Source organism: Burkholderia sp. F1, from assembly GCF_050813845.1.
GTDB classification, from domain to species: Bacteria; Pseudomonadota; Gammaproteobacteria; order Burkholderiales; family Burkholderiaceae; genus Burkholderia; species Burkholderia ubonensis.
On record NZ_CP172422.1, the window covers coordinates 1,693,215 to 1,716,564 of the forward strand.

The following is a 23,350-nucleotide window of genomic DNA, read 5'->3' on the forward strand; positions in this document are numbered from 1 at the left end:
ATGTCACGCGGACTGATTGAGGCAGGCCAGGCAGGCGCGGGTGTCTCGCGCCGCAAGTTCCTCAAGTTCGGCATGACGCTCGGCGCGGCGGCGGGCGGCGGATTGCTGCTCGGCTTCAGCGTGCCGGCGGCGGGCGGCGACGCGCGGCGCCCGGTGATCGGCGGCAATGCGAACGAAGCGCCGCGCTCCGGCGTGTTCGCGCCGAATGCGTTCGTGCAGATCGACCGCAACGGGCAGGTCACGCTCGTGATGCCGAAGGTCGAGATGGGGCAAGGCGTCTACACGTCGCTGCCGATGCTGATCGCCGAGGAGCTGGAAGTACCGCTGTCGAGCGTGATGCTCGACCATGCGCCGCCCAACGAGAAGCTGTTCTTCGACCCGCTGCTCGGCGGCCAGCTCACGGGCGGCTCGACGTCGATCCGCTACGCGTGGGAGCCGATGCGCCGGGCGGGCGCGACCGCGCGCACGCTGCTCGTCGGCGCGGCGGCGAAACAGTGGGGCGTCGATCCGGCGGCCTGCCGCGCGGAGAACGGCGAGGTGCTGCACCCGCCGAGCGGACGGCGCGCATCGTACGGCCAGCTCGCGGACGCCGCGGCGAAGCTGCCGGTGCCGAAGGACGTCGCGCTGAAGCAGCCCGCGGATTTCAAGCTGGTCGGCAAGCCGGTCAAGCGCCTCGATTCGCCGGAAAAGGTCGACGGCACCGCGCGGTTCGGGCTCGACGTGCGGCTGCCGGGCATGTTGTATGCGGTGATCGTCAACAGCCCGGTGTTCGGCGGCACGGTCGCGAGCGTCGACGGCACGGCGGCCAGGCAGATCCGCGGCGTGCGCCAGATCGTGCGCGCGGACAACGCGGTCGCGGTGGTCGGCGACCACACGTGGGCGGCCAAGCGCGGCGCGTCGGCGCTCGTCGTGAAGTGGAACGAAGGCGCGGGCGCGAAGGTGTCGACGCAGGACATCGCCGCGGATCACGCGCGGGCGGCGGACAGCGGCAAGGGCGCGGTCGCGCGCAAGGACGGCGACGTCGACAAGGCGTTCGCGAACGCGAAGACGCGCGTCGACGCGGTCTACGAGCAGCCGTTGCTCGCGCACGCGACGATGGAGCCCGTCAACTGCACGGTGCACGTGCGCCCCGACGGCTGCGAGATCTGGGTCGGCACCCAGGTGCCGACGCGCGCGCTCGACGCCGTGCAGCAGATCACCGGCTTCCCGCGCGAGAAGATCGTCGTGAACAACCATCTGCTCGGCGGCGGCTTCGGCCGCCGGCTCGAGGTCGACATGGTCGTGCAGGCGGTGAAGATCGCGAAGCAGGTGGGCGCACCCGTCAAGGTCGTGTGGACCCGCGAGGAAGACATCCAGCACGACATGTACCGGCCGTACTACTACGACCGGATCTCGGCCGGCCTCGACGCGAACGGCCGGCCGGTCGCATGGCGGCACCGGATCGTCGGCTCGTCGATCCTCGCGCGCTTCGCGCCGCCCGCGGTGAAGAACGGCGTCGATCCGGACGCCGTCGAGGTCGCGGCCGAGCTGCCGTACGACCTGCCGAACCAGCTCGTCGACTACGTGCGGCAGGAGCCGCGCCACGTGCCGACCGCATTCTGGCGCGGCGTCGGGCCGACGCGCGGCACGTTCGTCGTCGAGAGCTTCATCGACGAGCTCGCCGCGCAAGCGAAGACCGACCCGGTGCAGTACCGCCGCGCGCTGCTCGGCAAGGCGCCGCGCGCACGCAACGTGCTCGACGTCGCGTCGAAGGCCGCGGGCTGGGGAACGCCGCTGCCGAAGGGGCAGGGGCGCGGCGTGTCGGTGATGCACGCGTTCGGCAGCTTCTTCTCGATCGTCGTGGACGTCGCGGTGGACGACGGCGACGTGCAGGTCAAGCGCGTCGTGTGCGCGGTCGACTGCGGGATGGCCGTGAATCCGGACACGATCGACGCACAGGTTCAGGGCGGGATCATCTTCGGGATCACGGGCGCGCTGTACGGCGAGATCACGATCGAGAACGGCCGCGTCGCGCAGGGCAACTTCACCGACTACCGGATGCTGCGGATCAACGAGACGCCGCCGATCGACGTGCATATCGTGAAGAGCGGCGAAGCGCCGGGCGGGATCGGCGAGCCCGGCACCGCGGCGCTCGCGGCTGCGCTGGCGAACGCGATCTTCGCCGCGACCGGCAAGCGCGTGCGCAAGCTGCCGGTCGGCAACCAGCTGAAAACCGCCTGACATCGAGGACCTGGATGATTCGAATCACACCCCTGGCGCGCGCCGCGAAGGCGCTCGGCGCGGCCGCTGTCACCGTCGCTGTCGCGGCGGCGGCGGCCGCCGCCGCACAGGCCGCCCAGGCCGCGACGCCCGACGCGGCGCTCGTCGCGCGCGGCGCGTATCTGGCGAAGGCGGGCGACTGCGTCGCCTGCCATACCGCGCCGCACGATGGTACGCCGTTCGCCGGCGGCCTGAAGATGGACACGCCGATGGGCGCGATCTACACGACCAACATCACGCCCGACCCGGACACGGGCATCGGCCGCTACACGGAAGCCGACTTCGCGCGCGCGCTGCGCGCGGGCGTCGCGAAGGACGGCCGCAACCTGTATCCGGCGATGCCGTATCCGTCGTACGCGAAGCTGAAGGACGACGACGTGAAGGCGCTCTATGCGTATTTCATGAATGGCGTCGAGCCCGTGAAGCAGCCGAACCGCGCGTCCGACATCCCGTGGCCGCTGAACCTGCGCTGGCCGCTCAAGCTGTGGAACGCGGTGTTCCTCGACACGGCCGCCTATGCGGACAAGCCGGGCAAGGACGCGATGTGGAATCGCGGCGCGTATCTCGTGCAGGGCCTCGGACACTGCGGGTCGTGCCACACGCCGCGCGGCGTCGGGTTCCAGGAGAAGGCGCTCGACGAGGGCGGCGCGGCGTTCCTGTCAGGCGCGCCGATCGACAACTGGTTCGCATCGAACCTGACGGGCGAGCACAATACGGGGCTCGGCCGCTGGAGCGAGGCGGACGTCGCGCAGTTCCTGAAGACCGGCGCGAACCGGCATGCGACCGCGTTCGGCTCGATGGTGAGCGTGATCAACCACAGCACGCAGGCGCTCACCGACGAGGACCTGACGGCGATGGCCCGCTACCTGAAGTCGCTGCCGGCGGCGGGCGGGAACGGCGCGCCGCCGTACCGCTACGACCCGAAGGCGACCCAGGTCGCGCTGGCCCGGCCGGCGAACGATCCGGGCGCGAAGGTGTATAACGCTTACTGCCTGCATTGCCACGGCGTGGACGGGCGCGGCTATGCGCCGCTGCTGTCGCCGCTGGCCGGCAACCCGAACCTGCTGGAGCAGGATGCGGCGTCGCTGATCAACGTGACGCTCAACGGCAGCGAGACGCTGGCGATCGACGGCGTGCCGTCGGCGTACCCGATGCCGGCGTTCTCGAACGTGCTGACCGACCGGCAGATCGCCGACGTGCTGACGTTCATGCGCGCCGGCTGGAACAACGGCGCGCCGGCCGTGCAGGCGGCGGAGGTTGCGAAGCTCCGCAAGGCGACCCAGGCGGCGCGTTGAGCGCGCGGGTCGGACTTCGGTTAACCGGTGCGCGCTCGTTCGCGAGGCGGCGCACCTTTTTTGACGCAAAAGTAGGGGTGTCTGGATGGCTCACGTGACTTATACGGATACGCAACTCCTGATCAACGGCGAATGGACGGATGCCGCGAGCGGCAAGACGATCGACGTCGTCAACCCGGCGACCGGCAAGGTGATCGGCAAGGTGGCCCACGCGGGCATCGCCGATCTCGACCGCGCGCTGGCCGCCGCGCAGCGCGGCTTCGAGCAGTGGCGCCGGGTGCCCGCGCACGAGCGCGCGGCGACGATGCGCAAGGCGGCCGCGCTGGTGCGCGAACGCGCGGACGGAATCGCGCAGCTGATGACGCAGGAGCAGGGCAAGCCCCTTGTCGAAGCGCGCCTCGAAGTGCTGGCGGCCGCGGACATCATCGAATGGTTCGCCGATGAAGGGCGGCGCGTGTACGGCCGCATCGTGCCGTCGCGCAACCTCGGCGCGCAGCAGACGGTCGTGAAGGAGCCGGTCGGCCCGGTTGCCGCGTTCACGCCGTGGAATTTCCCGGTCAACCAGGTCGTGCGCAAGCTGAGCGCCGCGCTCGCGACCGGCTGCTCGTTCCTCGTGAAGGCGCCGGAGGAGACGCCGGCGTCGCCGGCCGCGCTGCTGCGCGCGTTCGTCGACGCCGGCGTGCCGGCCGGCGTGATCGGCCTCGTGTACGGCGATCCGGCCGAGATCTCCGCATACCTGATTCCGCATCCGGTGATCCGCAAGGTGACGTTCACCGGCTCGACGCCGGTCGGCAAGCACCTGGCCGCGCTCGCGGGCCAGCACATGAAGCGCGCGACGATGGAGCTGGGCGGGCATGCGCCGGTGATCGTCGCCGAGGACGCGGACGTCGCGCTCGCGGTGAAGGCCGCCGGCGGCGCGAAATTCCGCAACGCGGGGCAGGTGTGCATCTCGCCGACGCGCTTCCTGGTGCACAACAGCATCCGCGACGAATTCACGCGCGCGCTCGTCAGGCATGCGGAAGGGCTGAAGGTGGGCAACGGGCTCGAAGAGGGCACGACGCTCGGCGCGCTCGCGAACACGCGCCGGATCGCCGCGATGACGTCGGTCGTCGAGAACGCGCGCGCGGTCGGCGCACGCGTCGAGACGGGCGGCGCGCGGATCGGCACGGAAGGCAACTTCTTCGCGCCGACGGTGCTGGCCGACGTGCCGCTCGAGGCGGACGTGTTCAACAACGAGCCGTTCGGGCCGGTCGCGGCGGTTCGCGGCTTCGACGTGCTCGAGGACGCGATCTCGGAAGCGAACCGGCTGCCGTATGGGCTCGCCGGGTATGCGTTTACGCGCTCGTTCGCGAACGTGCATCTGCTCACGCAGCGTCTCGAAGTCGGGATGCTGTGGATCAACCAGCCGGCGACGCCGTGGCCGGAAATGCCGTTCGGTGGCGTGAAGGATTCGGGCTATGGGTCGGAAGGCGGGCCGGAGGCGCTCGAGCCGTATCTCGTGACCAAGTCGGTGACGGTCATGGCGGTGTGACGGCTACAGCAGCCGCGTCGATGCCGCGGCTCCGGTGTGATCGGAGCCGCGCGGGCTTCGGCGCGGTCGGCGCGGCGATGCAACGCGTCACGGCGCATTCGCCGTGTGCATGAGCAGACACTCGCCCGGTTTGTCGAACCGGTTGCTTCCGTCGCGCCACTCATCAATCAAGCGCCCAATGAAGCTGAACCCTTGCTCGGAAGCCGCACGCTCCAGATCGGCTGGCTGTGGAGGAAGGGCCGTCACTTGATCAATCACGAACATTCCTGATGCCCGCCACTGGTTCGTTCAATCCTAGCCGTTCAGCAGCGTGTGCCGGACCTGCGAAAGAAGCCAGAGGACGATCCAGCCTCGTGCGAGGTACATCCAGAGGCGGTGTTTCACGTTCGGCGCGCAGATCCAGGTCACGCGGCTCCATGCGGCGACCAGCACGATCTCCACGACCCACGCCGGTATCCAGATGATGTATGCCGTCGGTGTCGTCAGCGGCAGCATGTACATGACGTAGACGTTGATCAGGGTCAGGATTGCGCACATGGGAATTCCGAGACCCCACCAAACCTTCCAGAGTGGCTCCTTCCCAGCCCACGCATTCTTGAACATTGAAAACCCCGTGATTGATAAGTGGTGACGGCCCGTTGTAGTTCTTCATCGTCGGCCAAAGCGGAGGGACCGGAGTTTACCGTTACTTGGTCTCATATCGGTGCCGGTGCCCGCATAGCCGGAGCCCGAGCGTTCATGCTCGAAGTCGGGATGCTGCGGCCTCGCCGCGGCGCAAACGCGCCGCCGTCCGCGATCACCGGGGCGGCGGCGCTTTTTGCCTGGGAACGGCCGCTTCCGGGCGCCGGATGCACCGCCGCATTACATTCGGCTGACTATACTTGAAGCAGTCGTCCCGGCTCAGGCGGCGGGCTTTACGCGGGACAGCAGTTCTGGCAGGCCTGCCCGGTGGAGAAGTCCATGTTCAAGCACCTGCTCGTACCGACCGACGGATCGGATCTTTCCGTTGCGGCGATCCAGATGGCGGTCGCCCTCGCCAAGGAACATCGAGCCGCTCTCACCGCCGTGCACGTGATGCCGGAATTTCACGTTCTCACATACGAGTCGGAAATGCTCGGCGACACGAAAGAGCGGTTCATTCAGGTCGTCCAGCAACATGCCGAAGCCTATCTCGCGACAGTGACCGCCGCCGCCGCCGAGGCGGGCGTCGCCTGCGAGACCGTGACGGTCACCCAGGACCGCCCGTATGAAGCCATCATCAACGTTGCCGCGCAGCGGGGGTGCGACCTCGTCGTCATGGCGTCTCACGGCCGCAGCGGGGTACGCGGCCTGCTGATCGGCAGCGAGACCCAGAAAGTGCTCACGCATTGCAGCATCCCCGTGCTTGTGGTCCGGACGTCGAAAACGCCTCAGTCACACAACGAGTAGACGGCGGGCGCAACGAAGGATGCATCGTCGCAGTCATCGATTCCGCCGTTCGTTTCGCTGTAAATCCGCGGGAAGACAATTCGCACCGGCTCGCTTGTCCGGTTGCGCGCGATCAATTGCTCCGCTTCAACTGGGCTCGGCGCGTTGCAGGCGGCTGCCGCCAAAGCGCGCAACGACATTGCGGGCCACTGGTCCATCGCCTATTCTCTGATCAATACGAATATCAGGATTTCACGGGCGGAAAAGGCGCCTGCAATAGAAGCCTGCAATCGAAGAATGACAACTGCGCCATAGGCCCAGCACGACACTGCATTGCGGTACGTCCTCTACGCAACGGGGATCATGCCGGTAGATTTTGGAACAATCGCCGTGCGGCGCCGCCTGATTGAAACAGTCAGCCCGTGATTGGCTACGCCTGCGATTTGGCGATCCGTTTGAATCGAGCGACCAGCGCGCAATCGATATGGCTTTCCGGCACCCAGGTCAGAACCGGGCACTTTCAACAAGCAACGAATAGGAACAGAGGGGCGCAGTTCGGTCATTAACCACCACTACGGAGATATCGTCATGGCCAATGCGGTAGCGAATCAATTCGTCGATTGGGGTTCTGAATTTCACAATCCACCGTGGCAAGCGAACGACAGCATCGCGATTGCCCCCGGCGTGACAACCGTATTCGATCTGCTGACGGCCGACGGCGTGTCGCCCGCGCTCAACCCGCAATGGCAGGGTTCGGGCGCGAGCCTGTTCATTACGGCCTTGGGTGGAGTCGAGGCGAACCAGGGCGGCAACGGCTACTGGTGGGTGTATTTCGTCAACGGCCAGATGCCCGAGGTCTCGTGTGCGGTCTACACGCTGCAGCCCGGCGATAGCGTGGCCTGGGACTACAAGCACTACTCGAGCGGCTTGAAGCAGGCGGTTCATCCGCCGCTGGTTTGACGTTCGTCGCACAGACATGCGACGCGGCCGGCATCCGCCCCTTCAATGCCGGCCGCTCCCCCGATAACTCTCGACTTCCGCGTCATAGGCCGCCAGAAACGCCTTCCCGAACACCGACGCGAAATCGTCCTCGATTGCGAACACCGTATCGCGATGCGTCGCCGCATAGCGGTCCCACATCCGCGCCTTGTACAGCACCGGCAGATGCTTCTCGTACCACGGCGGCGGCGTGTCGTCGCGCTCGCGCAGGCGCTGCGGCGAGAAGCGCGTCAGCAGGTCCGTCAGCGCGGCGCGCATGCCGGCGACCATGCCGATCTGGTGCGCGTGCAGATCCTGGAACGCATCGCTGACCGCGCTCTGCGGCGACATGAAGCCCGGCAGCGGCAGCCCGAACATCTGCCGCAGCACCGCGCCGCCGTCCGGCAACAGCTTCAGCGGATTGTTCTCGCGGTCGAGCAGCATCGTCATGTGCGCCTTCACCTCGCGCTTCAGGATGCTGCGCGACGACAGCAGCTCGACCGTGCCGTTCGCGAACAGCGCGAGCAGCTGGCCGGCGATGTACAACTGCTCCGCCGACCATCGATGCGGGTCGGCGGCGTCGATCCCGGCGCCTTCGAAGAACGCGCGCAGCAGCGCGTCCGGCGTCGCGGGCTCCGGCGCGCGCGCGGCGGACGGCGGGGCGTCGGTGTCGGCGTCGGGCGCTTCGGCGGATGCGGCCGCCGGCTGCACGCGCACGTGCTGCGTCCATTCGGGCGCATGGTCGGCCTGCGTAAACCAGGCTTGCGAACCTTCGGACGCACGCTGCACGTCGTCGGGTCCGGCATCGGCCGATGAGCCGGCGTCCGCCGACGGTTGCGCGAACAGATCGAGCGGATCGGTCGACAACTGACGCAAGTCGCGCGGCGGTGCGGACGACGGTGTCGCGGCTGCGCGCTCGGCGGGCTTGCCATCCGGGCCGGCCGGCGCTCGCGGTGCGGCCTCGTCCGGCGTCTTGCCGCGCGCGAAGCGGTCGTGCAGCCGGCCCCACAGGCGGTTGCCGGTCACTTTCGCATCGTCGTGCGGCGCCGCCGGATCGCGTGCGCCGTCCGTCATATCGACCGTGCGCGCGGAGGCCGCATCGTTCCGCCCGGCCGCGTCCTCGCGCTCCGCGCGCAGCACGTAAGGCCCGATCCTGACGATGTCGCCGTCGTTGAGCGGCCGCTCCTGCGCATACGCGATCGGCACGCGGTTCACTTCGATGGTGGACACGCTGCTGAGGTTCTTCAGCAGGCACGCGTCGTCGCCGACCTGCAGCAGCGCCTGCAGCCGCGAGATCTGCCGCGTGTCGTCGCGCAGCACGAGATGATTGTCGCCGTCCCGGCCGATGGTGCCGCCCGGCGGGCGAAACACGACGGCGTCGAAGCGTTCGCTGCCGACCGGCTCGCCGGCATGTTCGATCACGGTCAGTTGCATGTCAGACGTCGCTCGCTGGATGAAGCGCTCGCCGGGACACCGGTTTGTTCAGGACGCCGACGCATGTCTGCGGCGTGCGGCCTCGAACGCCGGCCCCCAGATCGGATGCCCCTTCTCGGCGGGGGACAGCTCGAAGCGCGGTTTGAGATCGAGGATCTTCGAGAACTCGGCCCGGCACGTCGCGACGCGGTTCGTCACGCAGTAGCTGAACGCGAGCAGCTTGTGCGCGGCGACCTGCGTGTCGACGTCGGCGCCGTCGATTTCGCGCGCATGACCGAGGATCACGATCGTGCGGCCGTAGTCGCCCGCGGCGTACGCGGCGCGCGCGCTGTCGACCGCGGCGCGCGCGGCCGACTGGGCCGGGGACGTGCTCGCGGATGGGCTCGTGGACGTGCTGCTGCAGCCGCTCATGCCCAGCAGCACGAGGCCAAGGCAGACAACCAGCGACGAACGGCCTTTCATTCTTGTAGGGACGGATTCCGGTGATTGGACGGGTGACGCGCGGTGCTGTTGGATTCTAGTGCCAATCATCGGAACCGGACAGGCTGTTACGTTTCGTTTCATCTTGAAACAATAATCCAGGGCAGACGCCTTATTTGATTCGGAATGCGCCTTGTTAATCCGAAAAATCGAACCTATAGTTCGGTGTGCTTTTTGGTTTCGTCAGTTGTTTTGAAGCGCTCATCCCAGTGCGTAAAAGCGGGCCGTTTATTCCGGCGGCGTGAACAGCTTGGCACGTCACCCGAGTCGCATGTCGCCGCCGGCGTCCAGGCCGGCGGACGTTGCGTCGCGTCCGTCTGATGGGTGTCCGCGTACGAGATTCGTGCCGCGTCGGCAAGCAAGGCATCCGGGAATCGGTCGGGAATCGATGCCATTTTATTTTCGATTTCCGGTTCATGATTTTCGGAAAGCAAGGATGATTCGACCCGGCTTTTAAATGAATAAATTGCCGAATGAAATCGCGATGAAAGGAAGGCTGGATTACATAATTACCGAATGAATCATCGTCCCTGATTCAACGATCGGACCGGTTTCCGTCATCGGGAAACCGGTGGAGACTGATTGCGCTGCGAGGATCGAATATGCGACGGCGGTCCGGTGGTTTCATTGTCCTGGGGTGCATGCTGCTGCTCCCGGGATGCGGCGCGACGGAGCGCGCCGCTGCGGTGCCGTATGCGATCACGGTCGACGTCGCGCCCGACGTCAACCCGGACCTCAACCGCAAGCCGTCGCCGATCGTGCTGAAGGTGTTCCAGCTCAAGGCCGCGTCGGGATTCGAGAGCGCGGATTTCTTCTCGCTGCAGGACAAGCCGGAGGGCGTGCTCGGCGCGGACCTGCTCGGCGTCGACCGGATCATCCTGCGGCCGGGCGAGGCGCGCACGCTGCATTACCGCGGCAACGTGGAAGCGGGCGCGCTCGGCGTCGTCGCCGAATACCGCGTGCTCGAAAAGAACCGCTGGCGGCTCACGGTGCCGTTGCCGCACGCGAAGCAGCTCAATGCCTACAAGTTCTGGCAGACCGCGCCGGGCGAGCTGAAGCTGTCGATCGCGGTGCGCAACGGCGGGATCGGGCTCGGCGGCGATGCGCGGGGGCGCCCATGAACGAACCGTCATTGTCGGCGACGCCGGTCGCGGCCCTGCGCCAGCGGGTGGTGTGGACCGAAGGGATGTTCCTGCGGCCGCAGCATTTCCAGCAGCTCGAACGGCATTGGGAACGCTATGTGAGCCTGCGCTGCCTGCCGCTGCTGGGGTTCGGCTGGGGGTTCGACGCGCTGGAGATCGATCGCGAGCTGCTCGCGCTCGGCAAGGTCGCGCTGCGCGCGGCGTCGGGCGTGATGCGCGACGGCACGCCGTTCGGCCTCGCGCATCCGGACGACCTGCCCGAGCCGTTCGACGTGCCCGCCGACGCGAAGGACCAGCTCGTCGTGCTCGCGCTGCCGCACTGGCGCGGCGGTGCGGAGGAGGTGTCGTTCGGCGGCGAAGGCGACGCGGACGTCGCGCGCTACGTCGTGCGCGAATACGAGATCGCCGACGCGAACGCGGTCGCGCTTGGCCCCGCGCTGCTGCAGACGGGCCGCCTCAACGTGCGGCTGATGCTCGAAGCGGAACTGACGGGCGACTGGCACGCGCTCGGCGTCGCGCGGATCGTCGAGCGGCGCACCGATGGCCGGCTGCTGGTCGACGACGGCTACATCCCGCCGCGGCTCGTCGCGCAACGAGACCCGGTGCTGCTGCGGCACACGCGCGAGCTGCACGGGCTACTGACGCAGCGCAGCGAGGCGCTGGCCGCACGGCTGTCGGAACCGGGGCGCGGCGGCGTGTCGGAAGTCGCGGATTTCCTGCTGCTGCAGCTCGTCAACCGCTATCTGGCGCTCACCTGGCACGCGCAGCAGGACGTCGCCGCGCATCCGGAGACGCTGTTCTGCGACTGGCTGAAGCTCGCGTGCGACCTGAGCACGTTCACCGCGGCCGGCCGGCGGCCGCAAGCGCTCGCGATCTACCGGCACGACGACTTGCGCGCGAGCTTCGGAGAACTGATGGCCGAGCTGCGCCGTTCGCTGTCGACGGTGCTCGAGCAGAACGCGATCCAGATCGAGCTGCGCGACGCCGGCAACGGGATGAGGGTCGCGACGCTCGCCGATCCGTCGCTGCGCGACACGGCGGGCTTCGTGCTCGCGGTGCGCGCGGACGTGCCGGCCGACAGCCTGCGCGCGCGCTTTCCGGCGCAGGCGAAGCTCGGGCCCGTCGAGCGCATCCGCGATCTCGTGCAGCTGCAGCTGCCGGGCATCGCGATGCGCCAGCTGCCGGTCGCGCCGCGGCAGATTCCGTATCACGCGGGCCATACCTACTTCGAGATCGACAAGGGCGGCGACCTGTGGAAGCAGCTCGCGCGCTCCGGCGGTCTCGCGCTGCATCTGGCCGGCGAATTCCCGGGACTCTCGATGGAGTTCTGGGCAATACGCGGATAGCGGAGGGAGGTCGCGATGAACTCTTCTACCGATTCGTTCTCCGCCGGCGCAGGCGGCTTCGTGCCGCCGAATCCGGGCGGCATGCACGCGGCTGCCGACGCGGCGGCCGGCCCGGCCGGCGCGTCCGCCATGCAGCCGAGGCCGGGCCGCTGGGCGGCGAGCGGCACGAACCCGCTCGTCGCCGCCGCGAATCCGCTGCTCAACCTCGTGCCGCAGATCCGCTCGACGGTCCACCATCCGAACCCGGCGTGGCTGCGCGAGCATCTCGTGGTCGAGATCCGGCAGTTCGAGGCGCGCGCGCAGGAGGCGGGGGTCGCGTCCGAGGCGATCATCGGCGCGCGCTACTGCCTGTGCACGGCGCTCGACGAGGCCGCGGCGCTGACGCCATGGGGCGGCAGCGTGTGGTCGTCGCACAGCCTGCTCGTGTCGTTCCACAACGAGACCTGGGGCGGCGAGAAGTTCTTCCACCTGCTCGAACGGCTGTCGCAGCAGCCGCGCCAGCATCTCGACCTGCTGGAGCTGCTGTATTTCTGTCTCGCGCTCGGTTTCGAAGGCCGCTATCGCGTGCTCGACAGCGGCCACGCGCAGCTCGACGCGCTGCGCCGCCAGCTCGCGCAGACGATCCGCTCGGTGCGCGGCGAGTTCGATCCGGCGCTGTCGCCGCACTGGCGCGACGTCGTCACGCGCGACGTCACACGGCGCTTCACGGTGCCGCTGTGGGTGTGCGCGGCGCTCGCGCTGCTGCTCGGCTTCGGGGTGTTCGCGGGCCTGCGGATCGCGCTCGCCGGCCATTCGGACCGGCTGTTCGCGTCGATCGACGCGCTGCACGTGCCGAAGCTGCAGCCCGCGCAGCCGGCGCCGCGCGCCCCGAGCGCGCCGCGCATCGCGAAGTTCCTCGAACCGGAGATCGCGGCGGGGCTCGTGTCGGTGCGCGACGACGCGGATCGCAGCGTGATCGTGCTGCGCGGCGACGGGCTGTTCCAGTCGGGCTCGACGTCGGTGATCGACCGCTACCTGCCGGTGCTGACGCGGGTCGCCGATGCGCTGAACAAGGTGCCCGGCAACGTGCGCGTGAGCGGCTATACCGACGACACGCCGGTGCACACCGCGCGCTTCGCGTCGAACTGGGACCTGTCGCGCGAGCGCGCGGAAAGCGTGCGCAGCCTGCTCGCGGCGCGGCTCGACCATCCGGAGCGGCTCGCGGCGGAAGGGCGCGGCACGCTCGACCCGGTCGCGCCGAACGACACGCCGGCCAATCGCGCGCGCAACCGGCGCGTCGAGATCACGCTGCTGCCCGCGCCGGGCGGCGACGCCGCAGCCGCCAGGGAGACGCGCTGACCATGAGCCAGGCCGTCGCACGCTTCGTCCGCCCGTTGCCGTCGCGGGAAATCTGGACCTTCGCGGGGCTCGTCGTGCTCGCGTGCTTCATCTGGCTCGCGGGCCCGCTGCTCGCGTTCGCCGACGTTCGCCCGCTCGAAAGCGGCTGGGTGCGCGCGCTGACGATCGTCGTGCTGTTCGCCGCGTGGGGCGGGCGCCTCGCGTGGCGCGGCTGGCGCGCCGGCCGGCTCAACGCGCAGCTGCTGAACCAGTTGCGCGACGCCGCGCCGCGCACGGCTGGCCCCGACGACGCGGCGAAAGCCCAGCTCGACGAGCTGCGCAGCCGTTTCGACGAGGCCGCGACGCTGCTGAAGAAAGTCCGCTTCGGCCAGGCCGACGGCGCGCGCAAGGGGCTGTCGCACTGGCTCGAACGGATGTCGCGGCAGTATCTGTACCAGTTGCCGTGGTACGTGTTCATCGGCGCGCCGGGCTCGGGCAAGACGACGGCGCTCGTCAATTCGGGGCTCAGCTTCCCGCTCGCCGAGCAGTTCGGCCGCGCGGCGATCCGCGGCGTCGGGGGCACGCGGCACTGCGACTGGTGGTTCACGAACGACGCGGTGCTGATCGACACCGCCGGCCGCTATACGACGCACGAAGGCAATCGCGCGCTCGACGAGGCGGAGTGGAAGGGCTTCGTCGACCTGCTGAAGAAATACCGCGCGCGCCAGCCGCTCAACGGCGCGATGCTGACGATCAGCGTCGCCGACCTGCTCGGCGCGTCCGAAGCGGAGCGCACGCAGCACGCGATGGTGCTGCGCAAGCGGCTGCTCGAATTGCGCGCGCAGCTCGGCATCCGCTTTCCGGTCTATCTGCTCGTCACGAAGGCCGACCTGCTCGCGGGCTTCGCCGAGTATTTCGGCGGGTATGGCCGCGCGGAGTGCGCGCAGGTGTGGGGCTTCACGTTCCCGCTCGCGCAAGCCGACGCAGCCGGCTTCGACCTGCGCGCGGCGTTCGACCGCGAATACCGGCTGCTGCACCGCCGGCTCAACGATGCGCTGCCCGAACTGCTCGCGTCGCAGACCGATGCGCGCCAGCGCGAGATGAGCTATCTGCTGCCGCAGCAGATCGCCGATCTGCAGGACCTGCTCGGCCAGTTCGTCGCCGAAGTATTCTCGGTGTCGAGCTTCGAGCCGATGCCGATGCTGCGCGGCGTCTACCTGACGAGCGGCACGCAGGAGGGCACCGCGTTCGATCGCGTGATGAGCGGCATCAAGCGCTTCCTGAAGATCGAGGGCGTGCCGCCCGTCGCGCAGTCGGGGGCGACGGGGAAAAGCTTCTTCCTGAAATCGCTGCTGCAGGACCACATCTTCCGCGAGGCCGCGCTCGCGGGCAGCAACCTGCGCTGGCACCAGCGGCGGCGCGTGCTGCAGCTCGTCGGCTACGTGGTGCTCGCGTTCCTGTGCGTCGCGATGCTCGCCGCGTGGCTCAAGAGCTATTCGAACAACCGCGCGTATCTGGACCAGATCGCCGCGCGCGTGCCGGCCGTCGATGCGCAGATCGCCGGCGCGACGATCGCGGGCGCCGCGGACGTCGCGCGGCTGCTGCCGGTGCTCGACGCGCTGGGCAGCCTGGCGAACGCGGGCGGCGTCGATCTCGCGCATCCGCCGCTCGCGTATCGCTGGGGGCTGTTCCAGGGCGAGAAGATCGACGAGGCGGTCGACGCGATCTACCGGCGCGCGCTCGACGACGTGCTGCTGCCGATCGCCGCGAGCCGGATGGAAGCGGCGCTGCGCGAGGCGCGGCCGGACGACGTCGAATACGCGTATGCGGCGCTGAAGGCGTACCTGATGCTCTACGACGGCGCGCATTATGACCCCGCGTTCGTCCAGGCCGTCGTCGATCTCGAGATGGAGCGCTCGCTGCCGGCCGATTTCTCGTCGGCGCAGCGCGCGGCGTTGCGCGCGCATCTGGCGGCGCTGTTCGGCAGTCGCGTCGCGGTGTCGCCGTTCCCGATGAACGAGCGGCTCGTCGCCGACGTGCGCGAGCGGCTGCGGCAGGTGCCGTTCTCGCAGCGGCTGTACCGGCAGCTCGCGCGCACGCTGCGGCCGGCCACCGCGTCGTACGACTTCAGCGTCGCGCGCGCGGTCGGGCCCGATGCGTCGATGGTGTTCCGCCGCCAGAGCGGCAAGCCGCTCGCGGACGGCGTGCCGGGGCTCTATACGCGCAACGGCTATCGCAACGTGTTTGCGCCGCGCCTGGCCGGTGCGGTCGATGCGTTCGGCCGCGAGGAGGTGTGGGTGCTGAATCTCGGCGCGTCCGAGATGCCGGGCACGAACGATGCGGCCGCGTGGGCGCGCGACGTCCGGCAGCTTTATCTGAACGACTACCTGAAGATCTGGGACGACTATCTCGGCGACCTCCGGCTGCAGCGCACGTCGACGCTCGCGCAGAGCATCCAGGTCGCGCGCGCGCTGTCCTCGGCGGATTCGCCGCTGACCCGGCTGATGGTCGCGCTCGCGCGCGACACGGCGCTCGGCGATGCGCCCGGCGGCGCGCGCAATCTCGCGTCGCGCGCGCAGGACAAGGTCGACGAGGCGCGCAGCTCGCTCGCGCAGATCTTCGCGGGCCAGCCGGGCGGCGACGCGGACGCGGGGGCCGCCGCGCCCGCGAGCCCGGAACAGGTCGTCGACAGCCATTTCGCGGGCCTGCGCACGTTCGCGCCGGGCAGCGGCGACCAGGCCGCGTCGTTCGACGCGGTGCTGAAGGCGATCGACGCGCTGTACACGTACCTGACCGCGACCGACGACGCGTTGAGGAGCGGCGCGACGCCGCCGCCGTCCGACGCGCCGGCGCGGCTGCGCGCGCAGGCCGGCCGGCTGCCGACGCCGTTCCGCGAAGTGCTCGACGACCTGTCGAACGTCGCGAACGGCAGCGTCGCGACCGTCGAGCAGCGCAGCGTTGCGCAGCGCGCGGGCGCGAACGTCGGCGACTTCTGCCGGCAGGCGATCGACGGCCGCTATCCGTTCGCGCGCGGGTCGTCGCGCGACGTCGCGCCGTCGGACTTCGCGCAGCTGTTCGCGCCGGGCGGCCTGATGGACGACTTCTTCCAGAAGAACCTGCAGCCGATCGTCGACACGACGTCGCATCCGTGGCGCTTCGCGAACCGCAACGCGGACGCGGACCCGGCGGCGGCCGCGATGCTCGCGTCGTTCGAGAAGGCCGCGGTGATCCGCGACGTGTATTTCGGAGGCGGCGCGCGCGCCGCGCAGCTGAGGGCGCAGATCCAGCCGCTCGAAATGGACCCGGCGATCGCCGAGATGGTGCTCGACGTCGACGGCCAGATCGTCCGCTACGCGCACGGGCCGCTCGTGCCGAGCGCGGTGCAGTGGCCGGGCCCGCGCGGCAGCAACCAGGTGCGGCTGCAGGCGACCGGCATGGCGGGCGCGGCGGACGGCATCACGACCGACGGGCCATGGGCGCTGCACCGGCTGTTCGACCGCGCGGCGCTGTCGGCCGGGCGCGGGTCCGAGCAGTTGGTCGCGCGCTTCTCGGTCGACGGGAAACCGATCGTGCTGCTGGTGACCGCGAGCAGCGTCCGCAATCCGTTCAGGCTGGCCCAGATGGAGTCCTTCGCATGCCCTCCGAAGCCATGAGCACGACGCCGGCGCGCACGACCGGAGGCGTTCCGCCGGCCTGGTACGGAAAGATCCCGGGCGCGGGGGACTTCGTGAGCCGCCGGCTGCCGCACACGCTCGCCGGCTGGTGGGAGCGCTGGCTCCAGCAGGGGATGGCCGCGATGCGCCAGCGCGGCACGGACGAGATCGCGCGCCATTACACGGTCGCGCCGGTCTGGAATTTCCTGATCCCGGCGGGGGCCGGCGTGGCATGCGTGCAGCCCGGCTGCGTCGCGCCGAGCTGCGACCGGGTGGGGCGCTACTACCCGCTGCTCGTCACGCTGCCGCTGAGCACGGCCGATTACTGGAGCGGGCTGCCGGACACCGCCGACGCGTTCTACTGGCAGATCGGCAGCGCGCTGCTCGACGCGATCCGGCACGCGCGCACGCCGGTCGATCTCGAGCAGACGCTGGAACAGGTGCGGCTCGCGCCCGACGGCGCAGGGCGGGCCGCGCGCGATGGCGACCCGGACGCGCCGTCGCCGCATGCGTTGCCGGAGCGGCCGGCGACACCCGCGTGGCCGGGGCTGTCCGGGTATTTCGATCCGCATGGCGCGACGAGCTTCTGGTGGACCAATCGCGCCGACGGATCGCCGCTGCGCACGCTCGCGCATACCGGCGCGCCGGACAGCCGGCTGTTCCTGCGGCTGTTCGGCGGCGACGCGTAGCGGCCTCGAGAGGTGGACATGAAGGATGCATTTGCGAGAGACAACGGGCAGGACACGGCGAGCCGCGGCGACGCGGCCGAAGTCACGGTGCGGCCGCTGCCGCTCGGCCATCGGCTCGGCGAGCTGCAGCTCGACGAGGTGCTCGGCATCGGCGGCTTCGGGATCGTCTATCGCGCATTCGACCGCACGCTGCGGCGCGCGGTCGCGATCAAGGAGTACATGCCGTCGATGCTCGCGACGCGCGGCGGCGACTACACGGTGTCGCTGCGCTCGGAGCGCTTCGCGCCGGCGTTCGACGCGGGCCGCGGCGCGTTCCTCAACGAGGCGCGGCTGCTCGCGCAGTTCGATCATCCGGGGCTCGTCAAGGTCCTGCATTTCTGGGAAAGCCACGGCACCGCGTACATGGTGATGCCGTTCTACGAAGGGCGCACGCTCAAGCAGCTGCTCGACGGCGGCGTGCAGATGAGCGAGACGCAACTGCGCGACGTGGTCGCCGCGCTGCTCGGCGCGCTCGACACGCTGCATCGCGCGCAGTGCTTCCATCGCGACGTCGCGCTCGACAACGTGCTGATCCGTCCGGACGGCAACGCGATCCTGCTCGACTTCGGCGCGGCGCGCAAACAGATCGGCGACCTCGTCGACGACGGCGCGATGATGATCAAGCCCGGCTACGCGCCGATCGAGCAGTACACCGACGATCCCGCATTCAGCCAGGGGCCGTGGACCGACCTGTACGCGCTCGGCGCGGTGATGCACGCGATGATCACCGGCGAGCTGCCGCCGGCCGCGGTCGTGCGCAGCATCAAGGACACGTACCGGCCGCTCGCGACGCGCGAGCTGCCGGCGCGCGAGCGGTACAGCCCGGGGTTTCTGGCGGCGGTCGATCACGCGCTGCAGCTGCGGATCGGGGACCGGCCGGAATCGGTGGCCGCGTTCGCGGCGGAGCTGGGGCTGAGCGGGTTCGGTCGGGTGGGGCATGGCGCGGACGGGGCGGGCGCTTTGTCCGGCGACGCACCGGCGGCCGGGGCCGGGAATGCCGCGGCGGCTTCGCTGCATGAGGCGTTCGCGGCGTCGTCGCAGCGTCGGGCGTTCGACGCCGACAACGCCGCGGCGCCTGCGACATCGACGCAACGCCAGGCCGCGCGTGATGAAAACGCCGTATCCGGTCAATCCGCCGCGGCGCCCGCGTCGTCTTCGACGCCCGGCGTGCAGCCGGTCGCCGACACGTCCAACGGGGCCGCGAAGGCAGCCACGGCCGGGACGGCCGCTGCTCCGACCGGCGGCCCGCAGAGAACGGACGCCCGGGCCCCGTCGCGCGCACCGTGGCGCGGCGGTCGCCGCACGGGCGTCCATGTCGGCGGCGCGCTCGCCGTGCTGCTGGCGATCGGCATCGGCGCCGCCTATCTCGCGAAACCGGTGCGCACCGCCGACTCGTCGGCATCGGGCGCAAGCGTGCCGCAGGCCGCCACGCCGGCGCCGACGCCCGAACCGGGCCGTGACACCGGGATCGCCGTCGCGCAGCACGGCACCCCGCCGATCGTCATCCCGCCGTCGAGCCAGCCAGCAGAGCCATCCGTGCACGAGCCGACGCCGGCAGTCGCGACGACGCTCGCCAGCGAACCCGCCGCGCCGCCCCCGCCACAGATCGAGAAGAACACCGCAAGCGCCGCGCCGGCCGCGACCGGCTCGCGTATCGCGCCGGCCGCGAGCCTCGATGCGTCCGAGCGGGTCGTCACCGTGCCGCCGTCGGACGCCGCGGCGCCGCTGGTCGCGCCGGCCCCGTCCGCCGCCGAGAGTGTCGCCGCCCCGGACGAGCCGCGCCCGCCCGACCGGCCGGCAACCGTCGCGGTGCGCTTTCACGTGCGGCCGTGGGGCGACGTCTACGTGAGCGGCGTGCGGCGCGGCGCGAGCCCGCCGCTGCGCTCGGTGTCGCTGGCGCCGGGCACCTACCAGATCGAGATCCGCAACGGCGAGCTGCCGCCGCTGCGGCGCACCGTGACGATCGACCCCGGCAGCAAGCCGATCAGCATCGACTATGCATTCGAATGACGCCAGCGAAGCGGCGCGCGCCGCCGCCGCACCCGCCAACGGAGCCCGCATGCAGACGCCGCGCGCCGACCTGATCGACCGCCTGCTCGCCGGCCTCGCGCCCGACGCGCCGTGCGGCGCGAATCTCGAGTACGAGGCGGAGTTCCTGCAACTGCAGGAGCGCGCGACGCCGCGCCCGGAGCAGCAGTACGGCGACACCGTGATCCCGGCCGAAGCGCCGGACTGGAGCGCGGTCGAGCGGCTCGCGCTCGCGCTGTCGGCGCGCACGAAGGACTTGCGCATCGCCGCGCACCTCGCGCGCAGCTGGACCGAGCTGCACGGCGTCGCCGGCTACGCGGACGGGCTCGCCGTCGTCGCCGGCCTGCTCGAGCGGTGGTGGGACGACGTGCATCCGCGCGTCGATGCGGACGGCGACCCCGACCCGACGCCGCGGATCAACGCGCTGGCCGACGTGGCGGGCGCGCACGACTGCGCGCGCGCGGCCCGCCGCCAGCCGCTGTTCGACGGCGGTCCGAGCGTGCGTGACGCCGAGCGCGTGCTCGACGGCCGCGACGGCGACGCGGAGCGTGCGCCGGGCGGCCGCGAACGGCTGATCGCCGAACTCGCGCACGCGCGCGGCGACGGCTCGCGGCCCATGCAGGCGGGTCTTGCCGCGCTGGACGCGCTCGACGCGATCCGCGCGCGCGTGACGGACAAGCTCGGCGGCGAATGGGCGCCCGACGAGAGCGACTTCGAGAAGGCGCTGCGGCGGATCGCGCTCGACGTGCTGACGGTGTCCGGCCCGCAGCAGGCAAACCCGTCCGACGAACCGGCCGGCGCATCCGGACCCGCAGCGCCGCACGCTGCGGCCACCGCGCCGGCGCTGCCCGACGGCCGCGCATGGCGCGACGCCGAGGTGACGAGCCGCGACGACGTGCGGATCGGCCTCGACAAGATCTGCCGGTACTTCGAGCTGCACGAGCCGAGCCATCCCGCGCCGCTGCTGTTGCGGCGCGCGCAGCGGCTGCTCGCGCTCGACTTCTACGAAATCATCCGGGATCTCGCTCCGGAAAGCCTGCCGAAGCTGGACCTGCTGAGCGGCCAGCGGAGCGAATGACACGATGCCGCGCGGGCGGCGGCGAACGGCGCAACTTGATGCGAAGGAGCAGACGATGACGGACAGAATCAAAGGGGCGGGCAGCGGACAGAAATTCATCGCGCGCAACCGGGCGCCGCGCGTGCAGATCGAGTACGACGTCGAGACGTACGGCGCCGAGCGCAAGGTCCAGCTGCCGTTCGTGATGGGCGTGATCGCGGACCTCGCGGGCAAGCGCGCGGAGCCGCTGCCGGACCTGCCGGAGCGCAAGTTTCTCGAGATCGACGTCGACAACTTCGACGAGCGGATGAAGTCGGTCGCGCCGCGCGTCGCGTTCCAGGTGCCGAACACGTTGACCGGCGACGGGATGCTCAACGTCGACATGACGTTCGAGCGCATCGACGATTTCTCGCCGGCCGCGATCGCGCGCAGCGTCGACGCGCTGCGCCGGCTGCTGGACGCGCGCACCGAGCTGTCGAACCTGCTGTCGTACATGGACGGCAAGCACGGCGCCGAGCAGCTGATCGAGCAGGCGATCAACGATCCCGAGCTGCTGAAGTCGCTGTCGCGCCAGCCGAATGTGGCAACGGCGGTGACGGCAAACGATGCGCCGGCCTTGCCGGACGGCGCGACCCAACCGGAGGTGCGCGATGAATGAACCCGCCCAGACCCGACCCGACGCGCGCCCGGCCGCGCAGCCGGCCGTCGCGCGCGACGAGTTCGCCGCGCTGCTGCAGAAGGAGTTCAAGCCGAAGACCGCCGAGGCGCGCGAATCGGTCGAGCGGGCCGTGCGCACGCTCGCGCAGCAGGCGCTGGAAAACACGGTCGGGATGACGACCGATGCCTACGGCAGCGTCAAGCGGATCATCGCGGAGATCGACCGCAAGCTGTCCGAGCAGATCAACCTGATCCTGCATCACGGCGAGTTCCAGACGCTCGAAGGCGCGTGGCGCGGGCTGCATTACCTCGTCACGAATACCGAGACCGACGAGCTGCTGAAGATCAAGGCGCTGCCCGCATCGCGCAGCGAGCTCGCGCGCACGCTGAAGCGCTACAAGGGCGTCGCGTGGGACCAGAGCCCGCTGTTCCGCAAGGTCTACGAGGAGGAATACGGCCAGTTCGGCGGCGAGCCGTTCGGCTGCCTCGTCGGCGATTTCCATTTCAACCACAGCCCGCCCGACGTCGAGATGCTCGGCGAGCTGTCGAAGATCGCGGCGGCCGCGCATGCGCCGTTCATCGCGGGCGCGTCGCCGGAGCTGATGCAGATGGACTCGTGGCAGGAGCTGTCGAACCCGCGCGACCTGACGAAGATCTTCCAGAACACCGAGTACGCGGCGTGGCGCAGCCTGCGCCAGTCCGACGACTCGCGCTACGTCGGGCTCGCGATGCCGCGCTTTCTCGCGCGGCTGCCGTACGGCGCGCGCACCAACCCGGTCGACGAATTCGACTTCGAGGAGGACACCGCCGCGGCAAGCCACGATCGCTACACATGGGCGAACTCCGCGTACGCGATGGCCGCGAACATCAATCGCTCGTTCAAGCTGTACGGCTGGTGCTCGTCGATCCGCGGCGTCGAGTCGGGCGGCGCGGTCGAGGGGCTGCCGTGCCACACGTTCCCGACCGACGACGGCGGCGTCGACCAGAAATGCCCGACCGAGATCGCGATCAGCGACCGCCGCGAGGCCGAGCTCGCGAAGAACGGCTTCATGCCGTTCGTGCACCGGAAGAACTCGGATTTCGCGGCGTTCATCGGCGCGCAGTCGCTGTACCAGCCGGCCGAATACCACGATCCCGACGCGACCGCGAACGCGCGGCTGTCCGGCCGCCTGCCGTACCTGTTCGCGTGCTGCCGGTTCGCGCATTACCTGAAGTGCATCGTGCGCGACAAGATCGGCTCGTTCCGCGAGCGCGACGACATGGAGCGCTGGCTGAACGACTGGATCATGAACTACGTCGACGGCGATCCGGCGAACTCGTCGCAGGAAACCAAGGCGCGCAAGCCGCTCGCGGCCGCGCAGGTCGTCGTCGACGAGATCGAGGACAACCCCGGCTATTACGCATCGAAGTTTTTCCTGCGGCCGCATTACCAGCTCGAAGGGCTCACCGTGTCGCTGCGGCTCATCTCGAAGCTGCCGTCCGCGAAGGCGGCGGGCGAGTGAGCGGCGACCGGCATTCAACCAGACGGAGGCAGCAATGGGCGTGGCGATGTTTATGAAGGTGGACGGCGTCACCGGCGAATCGGCGGACGCGCAGCACAAGGGCTGGACCGACATCCAGACGTTTTCGTGGGGCGCGAGCCAGCCGGGCGCGATGGCGAGCGGCAGCGGCGGCAACGCGGGCAAGGCGAGCTTCAACGATCTCGTCGTGGCCGCGTACATGGACAAGGGCGCGCCCGCGATCATCAAGAACTGCGCGAGCGGCAAGCACCTGCCGTCGGTCGAGATCTCCGCATGCAAGACCGGCGGCACGCAGGTCGAGTTCATGCGCGTGACGCTGCAGGAGGTGCTCGTCACGTCCGCGCAGGTCGCGGGCGTCGACCCCGGCGATGCCGCCGACCGGCTGCTGATGAACTACGGCTTCCAGGCCGCGAAGGTCAAGAAGCAGTACTGGCAGCAGAACGACAACGGCGGCAAGGGCGCCGAGGTGTCGGTCGGCTGGAACATCAAGGAAAACACCGAGATGTAGCGGCGCGGAG

General features: G+C 69.8%; 21 protein-coding genes. 15 read left to right on the forward strand and 6 right to left on the reverse strand.

What is annotated here, in order from left to right; genetic code table 11:
* The 3 genes from ACFIMZ_RS26510 to ACFIMZ_RS26520 all read left to right on the forward strand — a co-directional run bounded on the left by ACFIMZ_RS26510 (position 1) and on the right by ACFIMZ_RS26520 (position 5,085).
* Positions 1–2,220 carry a molybdopterin cofactor-binding domain-containing protein gene (locus ACFIMZ_RS26510; protein WP_431825236.1) on the forward strand — a complete coding sequence of 740 codons (2,220 nt, stop codon included), beginning with the start codon at positions 1–3 and terminating at the stop codon, positions 2,218–2,220.
* Positions 2,221–2,234: 14 nt separating this feature from the next.
* On the forward strand, positions 2,235–3,554 hold the full coding sequence (locus ACFIMZ_RS26515) for a c-type cytochrome (RefSeq protein WP_431825237.1): 1,320 nt from the start codon (positions 2,235–2,237) through the stop codon (positions 3,552–3,554).
* Positions 3,555–3,639: 85 nt separating this feature from the next.
* Positions 3,640–5,085 (forward strand): NAD-dependent succinate-semialdehyde dehydrogenase, encoded by a 1,446-nt coding sequence (locus ACFIMZ_RS26520; RefSeq protein ID WP_431825238.1) that lies wholly within the window; start codon positions 3,640–3,642, stop codon positions 5,083–5,085.
* An 87-nt stretch (positions 5,086–5,172) separates the two neighbouring features.
* On the opposite strand, the gene ACFIMZ_RS26525 is transcribed toward ACFIMZ_RS26520, so the two are convergent.
* Together ACFIMZ_RS26525 and ACFIMZ_RS26530 are read right to left on the reverse strand one after the other, a co-directional pair.
* On the reverse strand, positions 5,173–5,343 hold the full coding sequence (locus tag ACFIMZ_RS26525; RefSeq protein ID WP_431825239.1) for a hypothetical protein: 171 nt from the start codon (positions 5,341–5,343) through the stop codon (positions 5,173–5,175).
* Positions 5,344–5,379: 36 nt separating this feature from the next.
* Positions 5,380–5,622, reverse strand: a complete 243-nt coding sequence (locus ACFIMZ_RS26530; protein ID WP_431825240.1) for a hypothetical protein — start codon at positions 5,620–5,622, stop codon at positions 5,380–5,382.
* Positions 5,623–6,045: 423 nt separating this feature from the next.
* Here ACFIMZ_RS26530 and ACFIMZ_RS26535 point away from each other — a divergent pair, with 423 nt between their 5' ends.
* Positions 6,046–6,513: a universal stress protein gene (locus tag ACFIMZ_RS26535; RefSeq protein ID WP_431825241.1), complete on the forward strand. Its 468-nt coding sequence runs from the start codon at positions 6,046–6,048 to the stop codon at positions 6,511–6,513.
* Here ACFIMZ_RS26535 and ACFIMZ_RS26540 read toward each other — a convergent pair.
* Positions 6,495–6,710, reverse strand: coding sequence for a hypothetical protein (locus ACFIMZ_RS26540; RefSeq protein WP_431825242.1), 216 nt, complete (start codon positions 6,708–6,710; stop codon positions 6,495–6,497). The genes ACFIMZ_RS26535 and ACFIMZ_RS26540 overlap by 19 nt on opposite strands.
* Before the next feature lie 466 nt (positions 6,711–7,176).
* On the opposite strand from ACFIMZ_RS26540, the gene ACFIMZ_RS26545 reads away from it, so the two are divergent.
* Positions 7,177–7,452 (forward strand): DUF4430 domain-containing protein, encoded by a 276-nt coding sequence (locus ACFIMZ_RS26545; protein WP_431825243.1) that lies wholly within the window; start codon positions 7,177–7,179, stop codon positions 7,450–7,452.
* Between the two features lie 42 nt (positions 7,453–7,494).
* Here the strand turns inward: ACFIMZ_RS26545 and tagH are convergent, their stop codons facing one another.
* The 3 genes from tagH to ACFIMZ_RS26560 all read right to left on the reverse strand — a co-directional run bounded on the left by tagH (position 7,495) and on the right by ACFIMZ_RS26560 (position 9,818).
* A complete protein-coding gene (gene tagH / locus ACFIMZ_RS26550; RefSeq protein ID WP_431825244.1) occupies positions 7,495–8,904 on the reverse strand; it encodes a type VI secretion system-associated FHA domain protein TagH in 1,410 nt (469 codons plus the stop codon).
* 48 nt (positions 8,905–8,952) lie between these two features.
* The gene (locus ACFIMZ_RS26555) at positions 8,953–9,366 is read right to left on the reverse strand and encodes a TssQ family T6SS-associated lipoprotein (RefSeq protein WP_431825245.1); all 414 of its coding nucleotides are present in this window, start codon (positions 9,364–9,366) and stop codon (positions 8,953–8,955) included.
* Between the two features lie 173 nt (positions 9,367–9,539).
* Positions 9,540–9,818, reverse strand: a complete 279-nt coding sequence (locus tag ACFIMZ_RS26560) for a hypothetical protein (protein WP_431825246.1) — start codon at positions 9,816–9,818, stop codon at positions 9,540–9,542.
* A gap of 168 nt (positions 9,819–9,986) precedes the next feature.
* On the opposite strand from ACFIMZ_RS26560, the gene tssJ reads away from it, so the two are divergent.
* The 10 genes from tssJ to ACFIMZ_RS26610 are packed head-to-tail and all read left to right on the forward strand — an operon-like array spanning position 9,987 to position 23,340.
* A complete protein-coding gene (gene tssJ, locus ACFIMZ_RS26565) occupies positions 9,987–10,505 on the forward strand; it encodes a type VI secretion system lipoprotein TssJ (protein WP_431825247.1) in 519 nt (172 codons plus the stop codon).
* Positions 10,502–11,872 (forward strand): type VI secretion system baseplate subunit TssK, encoded by a 1,371-nt coding sequence (gene tssK / locus ACFIMZ_RS26570; RefSeq protein WP_431825248.1) that lies wholly within the window; start codon positions 10,502–10,504, stop codon positions 11,870–11,872. The genes tssJ and tssK overlap by 4 nt, the downstream gene beginning before the upstream one ends.
* A gap of 15 nt (positions 11,873–11,887) precedes the next feature.
* The gene (locus tag ACFIMZ_RS26575) at positions 11,888–13,210 is read left to right on the forward strand and encodes a DotU family type VI secretion system protein (RefSeq protein ID WP_431825249.1); all 1,323 of its coding nucleotides are present in this window, start codon (positions 11,888–11,890) and stop codon (positions 13,208–13,210) included.
* A 2-nt stretch (positions 13,211–13,212) separates the two neighbouring features.
* Positions 13,213–16,842 carry a type VI secretion system membrane subunit TssM gene (gene tssM / locus ACFIMZ_RS26580; protein ID WP_431825250.1) on the forward strand — a complete coding sequence of 1,210 codons (3,630 nt, stop codon included), beginning with the start codon at positions 13,213–13,215 and terminating at the stop codon, positions 16,840–16,842.
* Positions 16,839–17,531, forward strand: coding sequence for a type VI secretion system-associated protein TagF (gene tagF / locus ACFIMZ_RS26585; RefSeq protein ID WP_431825370.1), 693 nt, complete (start codon positions 16,839–16,841; stop codon positions 17,529–17,531). The genes tssM and tagF overlap by 4 nt, the downstream gene beginning before the upstream one ends.
* 18 nt (positions 17,532–17,549) lie before the next feature.
* A complete protein-coding gene (locus ACFIMZ_RS26590; protein ID WP_431825251.1) occupies positions 17,550–19,580 on the forward strand; it encodes a serine/threonine protein kinase in 2,031 nt (676 codons plus the stop codon).
* Between the two features lie 49 nt (positions 19,581–19,629).
* Entirely contained in the window at positions 19,630–20,676 is a 1,047-nt protein-coding gene (gene tssA / locus ACFIMZ_RS26595; protein WP_431825252.1) for a type VI secretion system protein TssA, read from the forward strand.
* 55 nt (positions 20,677–20,731) lie between these two features.
* Positions 20,732–21,313 carry a type VI secretion system contractile sheath small subunit gene (gene tssB, locus ACFIMZ_RS26600; RefSeq protein ID WP_431825253.1) on the forward strand — a complete coding sequence of 194 codons (582 nt, stop codon included), beginning with the start codon at positions 20,732–20,734 and terminating at the stop codon, positions 21,311–21,313.
* Positions 21,306–22,814, forward strand: coding sequence for a type VI secretion system contractile sheath large subunit (gene tssC / locus ACFIMZ_RS26605; protein ID WP_431825254.1), 1,509 nt, complete (start codon positions 21,306–21,308; stop codon positions 22,812–22,814). Before tssB ends, tssC begins: the two co-directional genes overlap by 8 nt.
* 34 nt (positions 22,815–22,848) lie before the next feature.
* Positions 22,849–23,340, forward strand: coding sequence for an Hcp family type VI secretion system effector (locus ACFIMZ_RS26610; RefSeq protein ID WP_431825255.1), 492 nt, complete (start codon positions 22,849–22,851; stop codon positions 23,338–23,340).
* Positions 23,341–23,350 lie beyond the last annotated feature (10 nt).

Excerpts from the sequence above, each read along its gene's own strand:
- tssA (WP_431825252.1), top strand. The coding sequence starts at position 19,630 with ATGCAGACGCCGCGCGCCGACCTGATCGACCGCCTGCTCGCCGGCCTC.
- tssC (WP_431825254.1), top strand. The coding sequence starts at position 21,306 with ATGAATGAACCCGCCCAGACCCGACCCGACGCGCGCCCGGCCGCGCAG.
- tssK (WP_431825248.1), top strand. The coding sequence starts at position 10,502 with ATGAACGAACCGTCATTGTCGGCGACGCCGGTCGCGGCCCTGCGCCAG.
- ACFIMZ_RS26535 (WP_431825241.1), top strand. The coding sequence starts at position 6,046 with ATGTTCAAGCACCTGCTCGTACCGACCGACGGATCGGATCTTTCCGTT.
- ACFIMZ_RS26590 (WP_431825251.1), top strand. The coding sequence starts at position 17,550 with ATGAAGGATGCATTTGCGAGAGACAACGGGCAGGACACGGCGAGCCGC.
- ACFIMZ_RS26610 (WP_431825255.1), top strand. The coding sequence starts at position 22,849 with ATGGGCGTGGCGATGTTTATGAAGGTGGACGGCGTCACCGGCGAATCG.
- ACFIMZ_RS26515 (WP_431825237.1), top strand. The coding sequence starts at position 2,235 with ATGATTCGAATCACACCCCTGGCGCGCGCCGCGAAGGCGCTCGGCGCG.
- tssB (WP_431825253.1), top strand. The coding sequence starts at position 20,732 with ATGACGGACAGAATCAAAGGGGCGGGCAGCGGACAGAAATTCATCGCG.
- tagF (WP_431825370.1), top strand. The coding sequence starts at position 16,839 with ATGAGCACGACGCCGGCGCGCACGACCGGAGGCGTTCCGCCGGCCTGG.
- ACFIMZ_RS26540 (WP_431825242.1), bottom strand. The coding sequence starts at position 6,710 with ATGGACCAGTGGCCCGCAATGTCGTTGCGCGCTTTGGCGGCAGCCGCC.
- ACFIMZ_RS26555 (WP_431825245.1), bottom strand. The coding sequence starts at position 9,366 with ATGAAAGGCCGTTCGTCGCTGGTTGTCTGCCTTGGCCTCGTGCTGCTG.
- ACFIMZ_RS26520 (WP_431825238.1), top strand. The coding sequence starts at position 3,640 with ATGGCTCACGTGACTTATACGGATACGCAACTCCTGATCAACGGCGAA.
- tssM (WP_431825250.1), top strand. The coding sequence starts at position 13,213 with ATGAGCCAGGCCGTCGCACGCTTCGTCCGCCCGTTGCCGTCGCGGGAA.
- tssJ (WP_431825247.1), top strand. The coding sequence starts at position 9,987 with ATGCGACGGCGGTCCGGTGGTTTCATTGTCCTGGGGTGCATGCTGCTG.
- ACFIMZ_RS26510 (WP_431825236.1), top strand. The coding sequence starts at position 1 with ATGTCACGCGGACTGATTGAGGCAGGCCAGGCAGGCGCGGGTGTCTCG.
- ACFIMZ_RS26530 (WP_431825240.1), bottom strand. The coding sequence starts at position 5,622 with ATGTGCGCAATCCTGACCCTGATCAACGTCTACGTCATGTACATGCTG.
- tagH (WP_431825244.1), bottom strand. The coding sequence starts at position 8,904 with ATGCAACTGACCGTGATCGAACATGCCGGCGAGCCGGTCGGCAGCGAA.
- ACFIMZ_RS26575 (WP_431825249.1), top strand. The coding sequence starts at position 11,888 with ATGAACTCTTCTACCGATTCGTTCTCCGCCGGCGCAGGCGGCTTCGTG.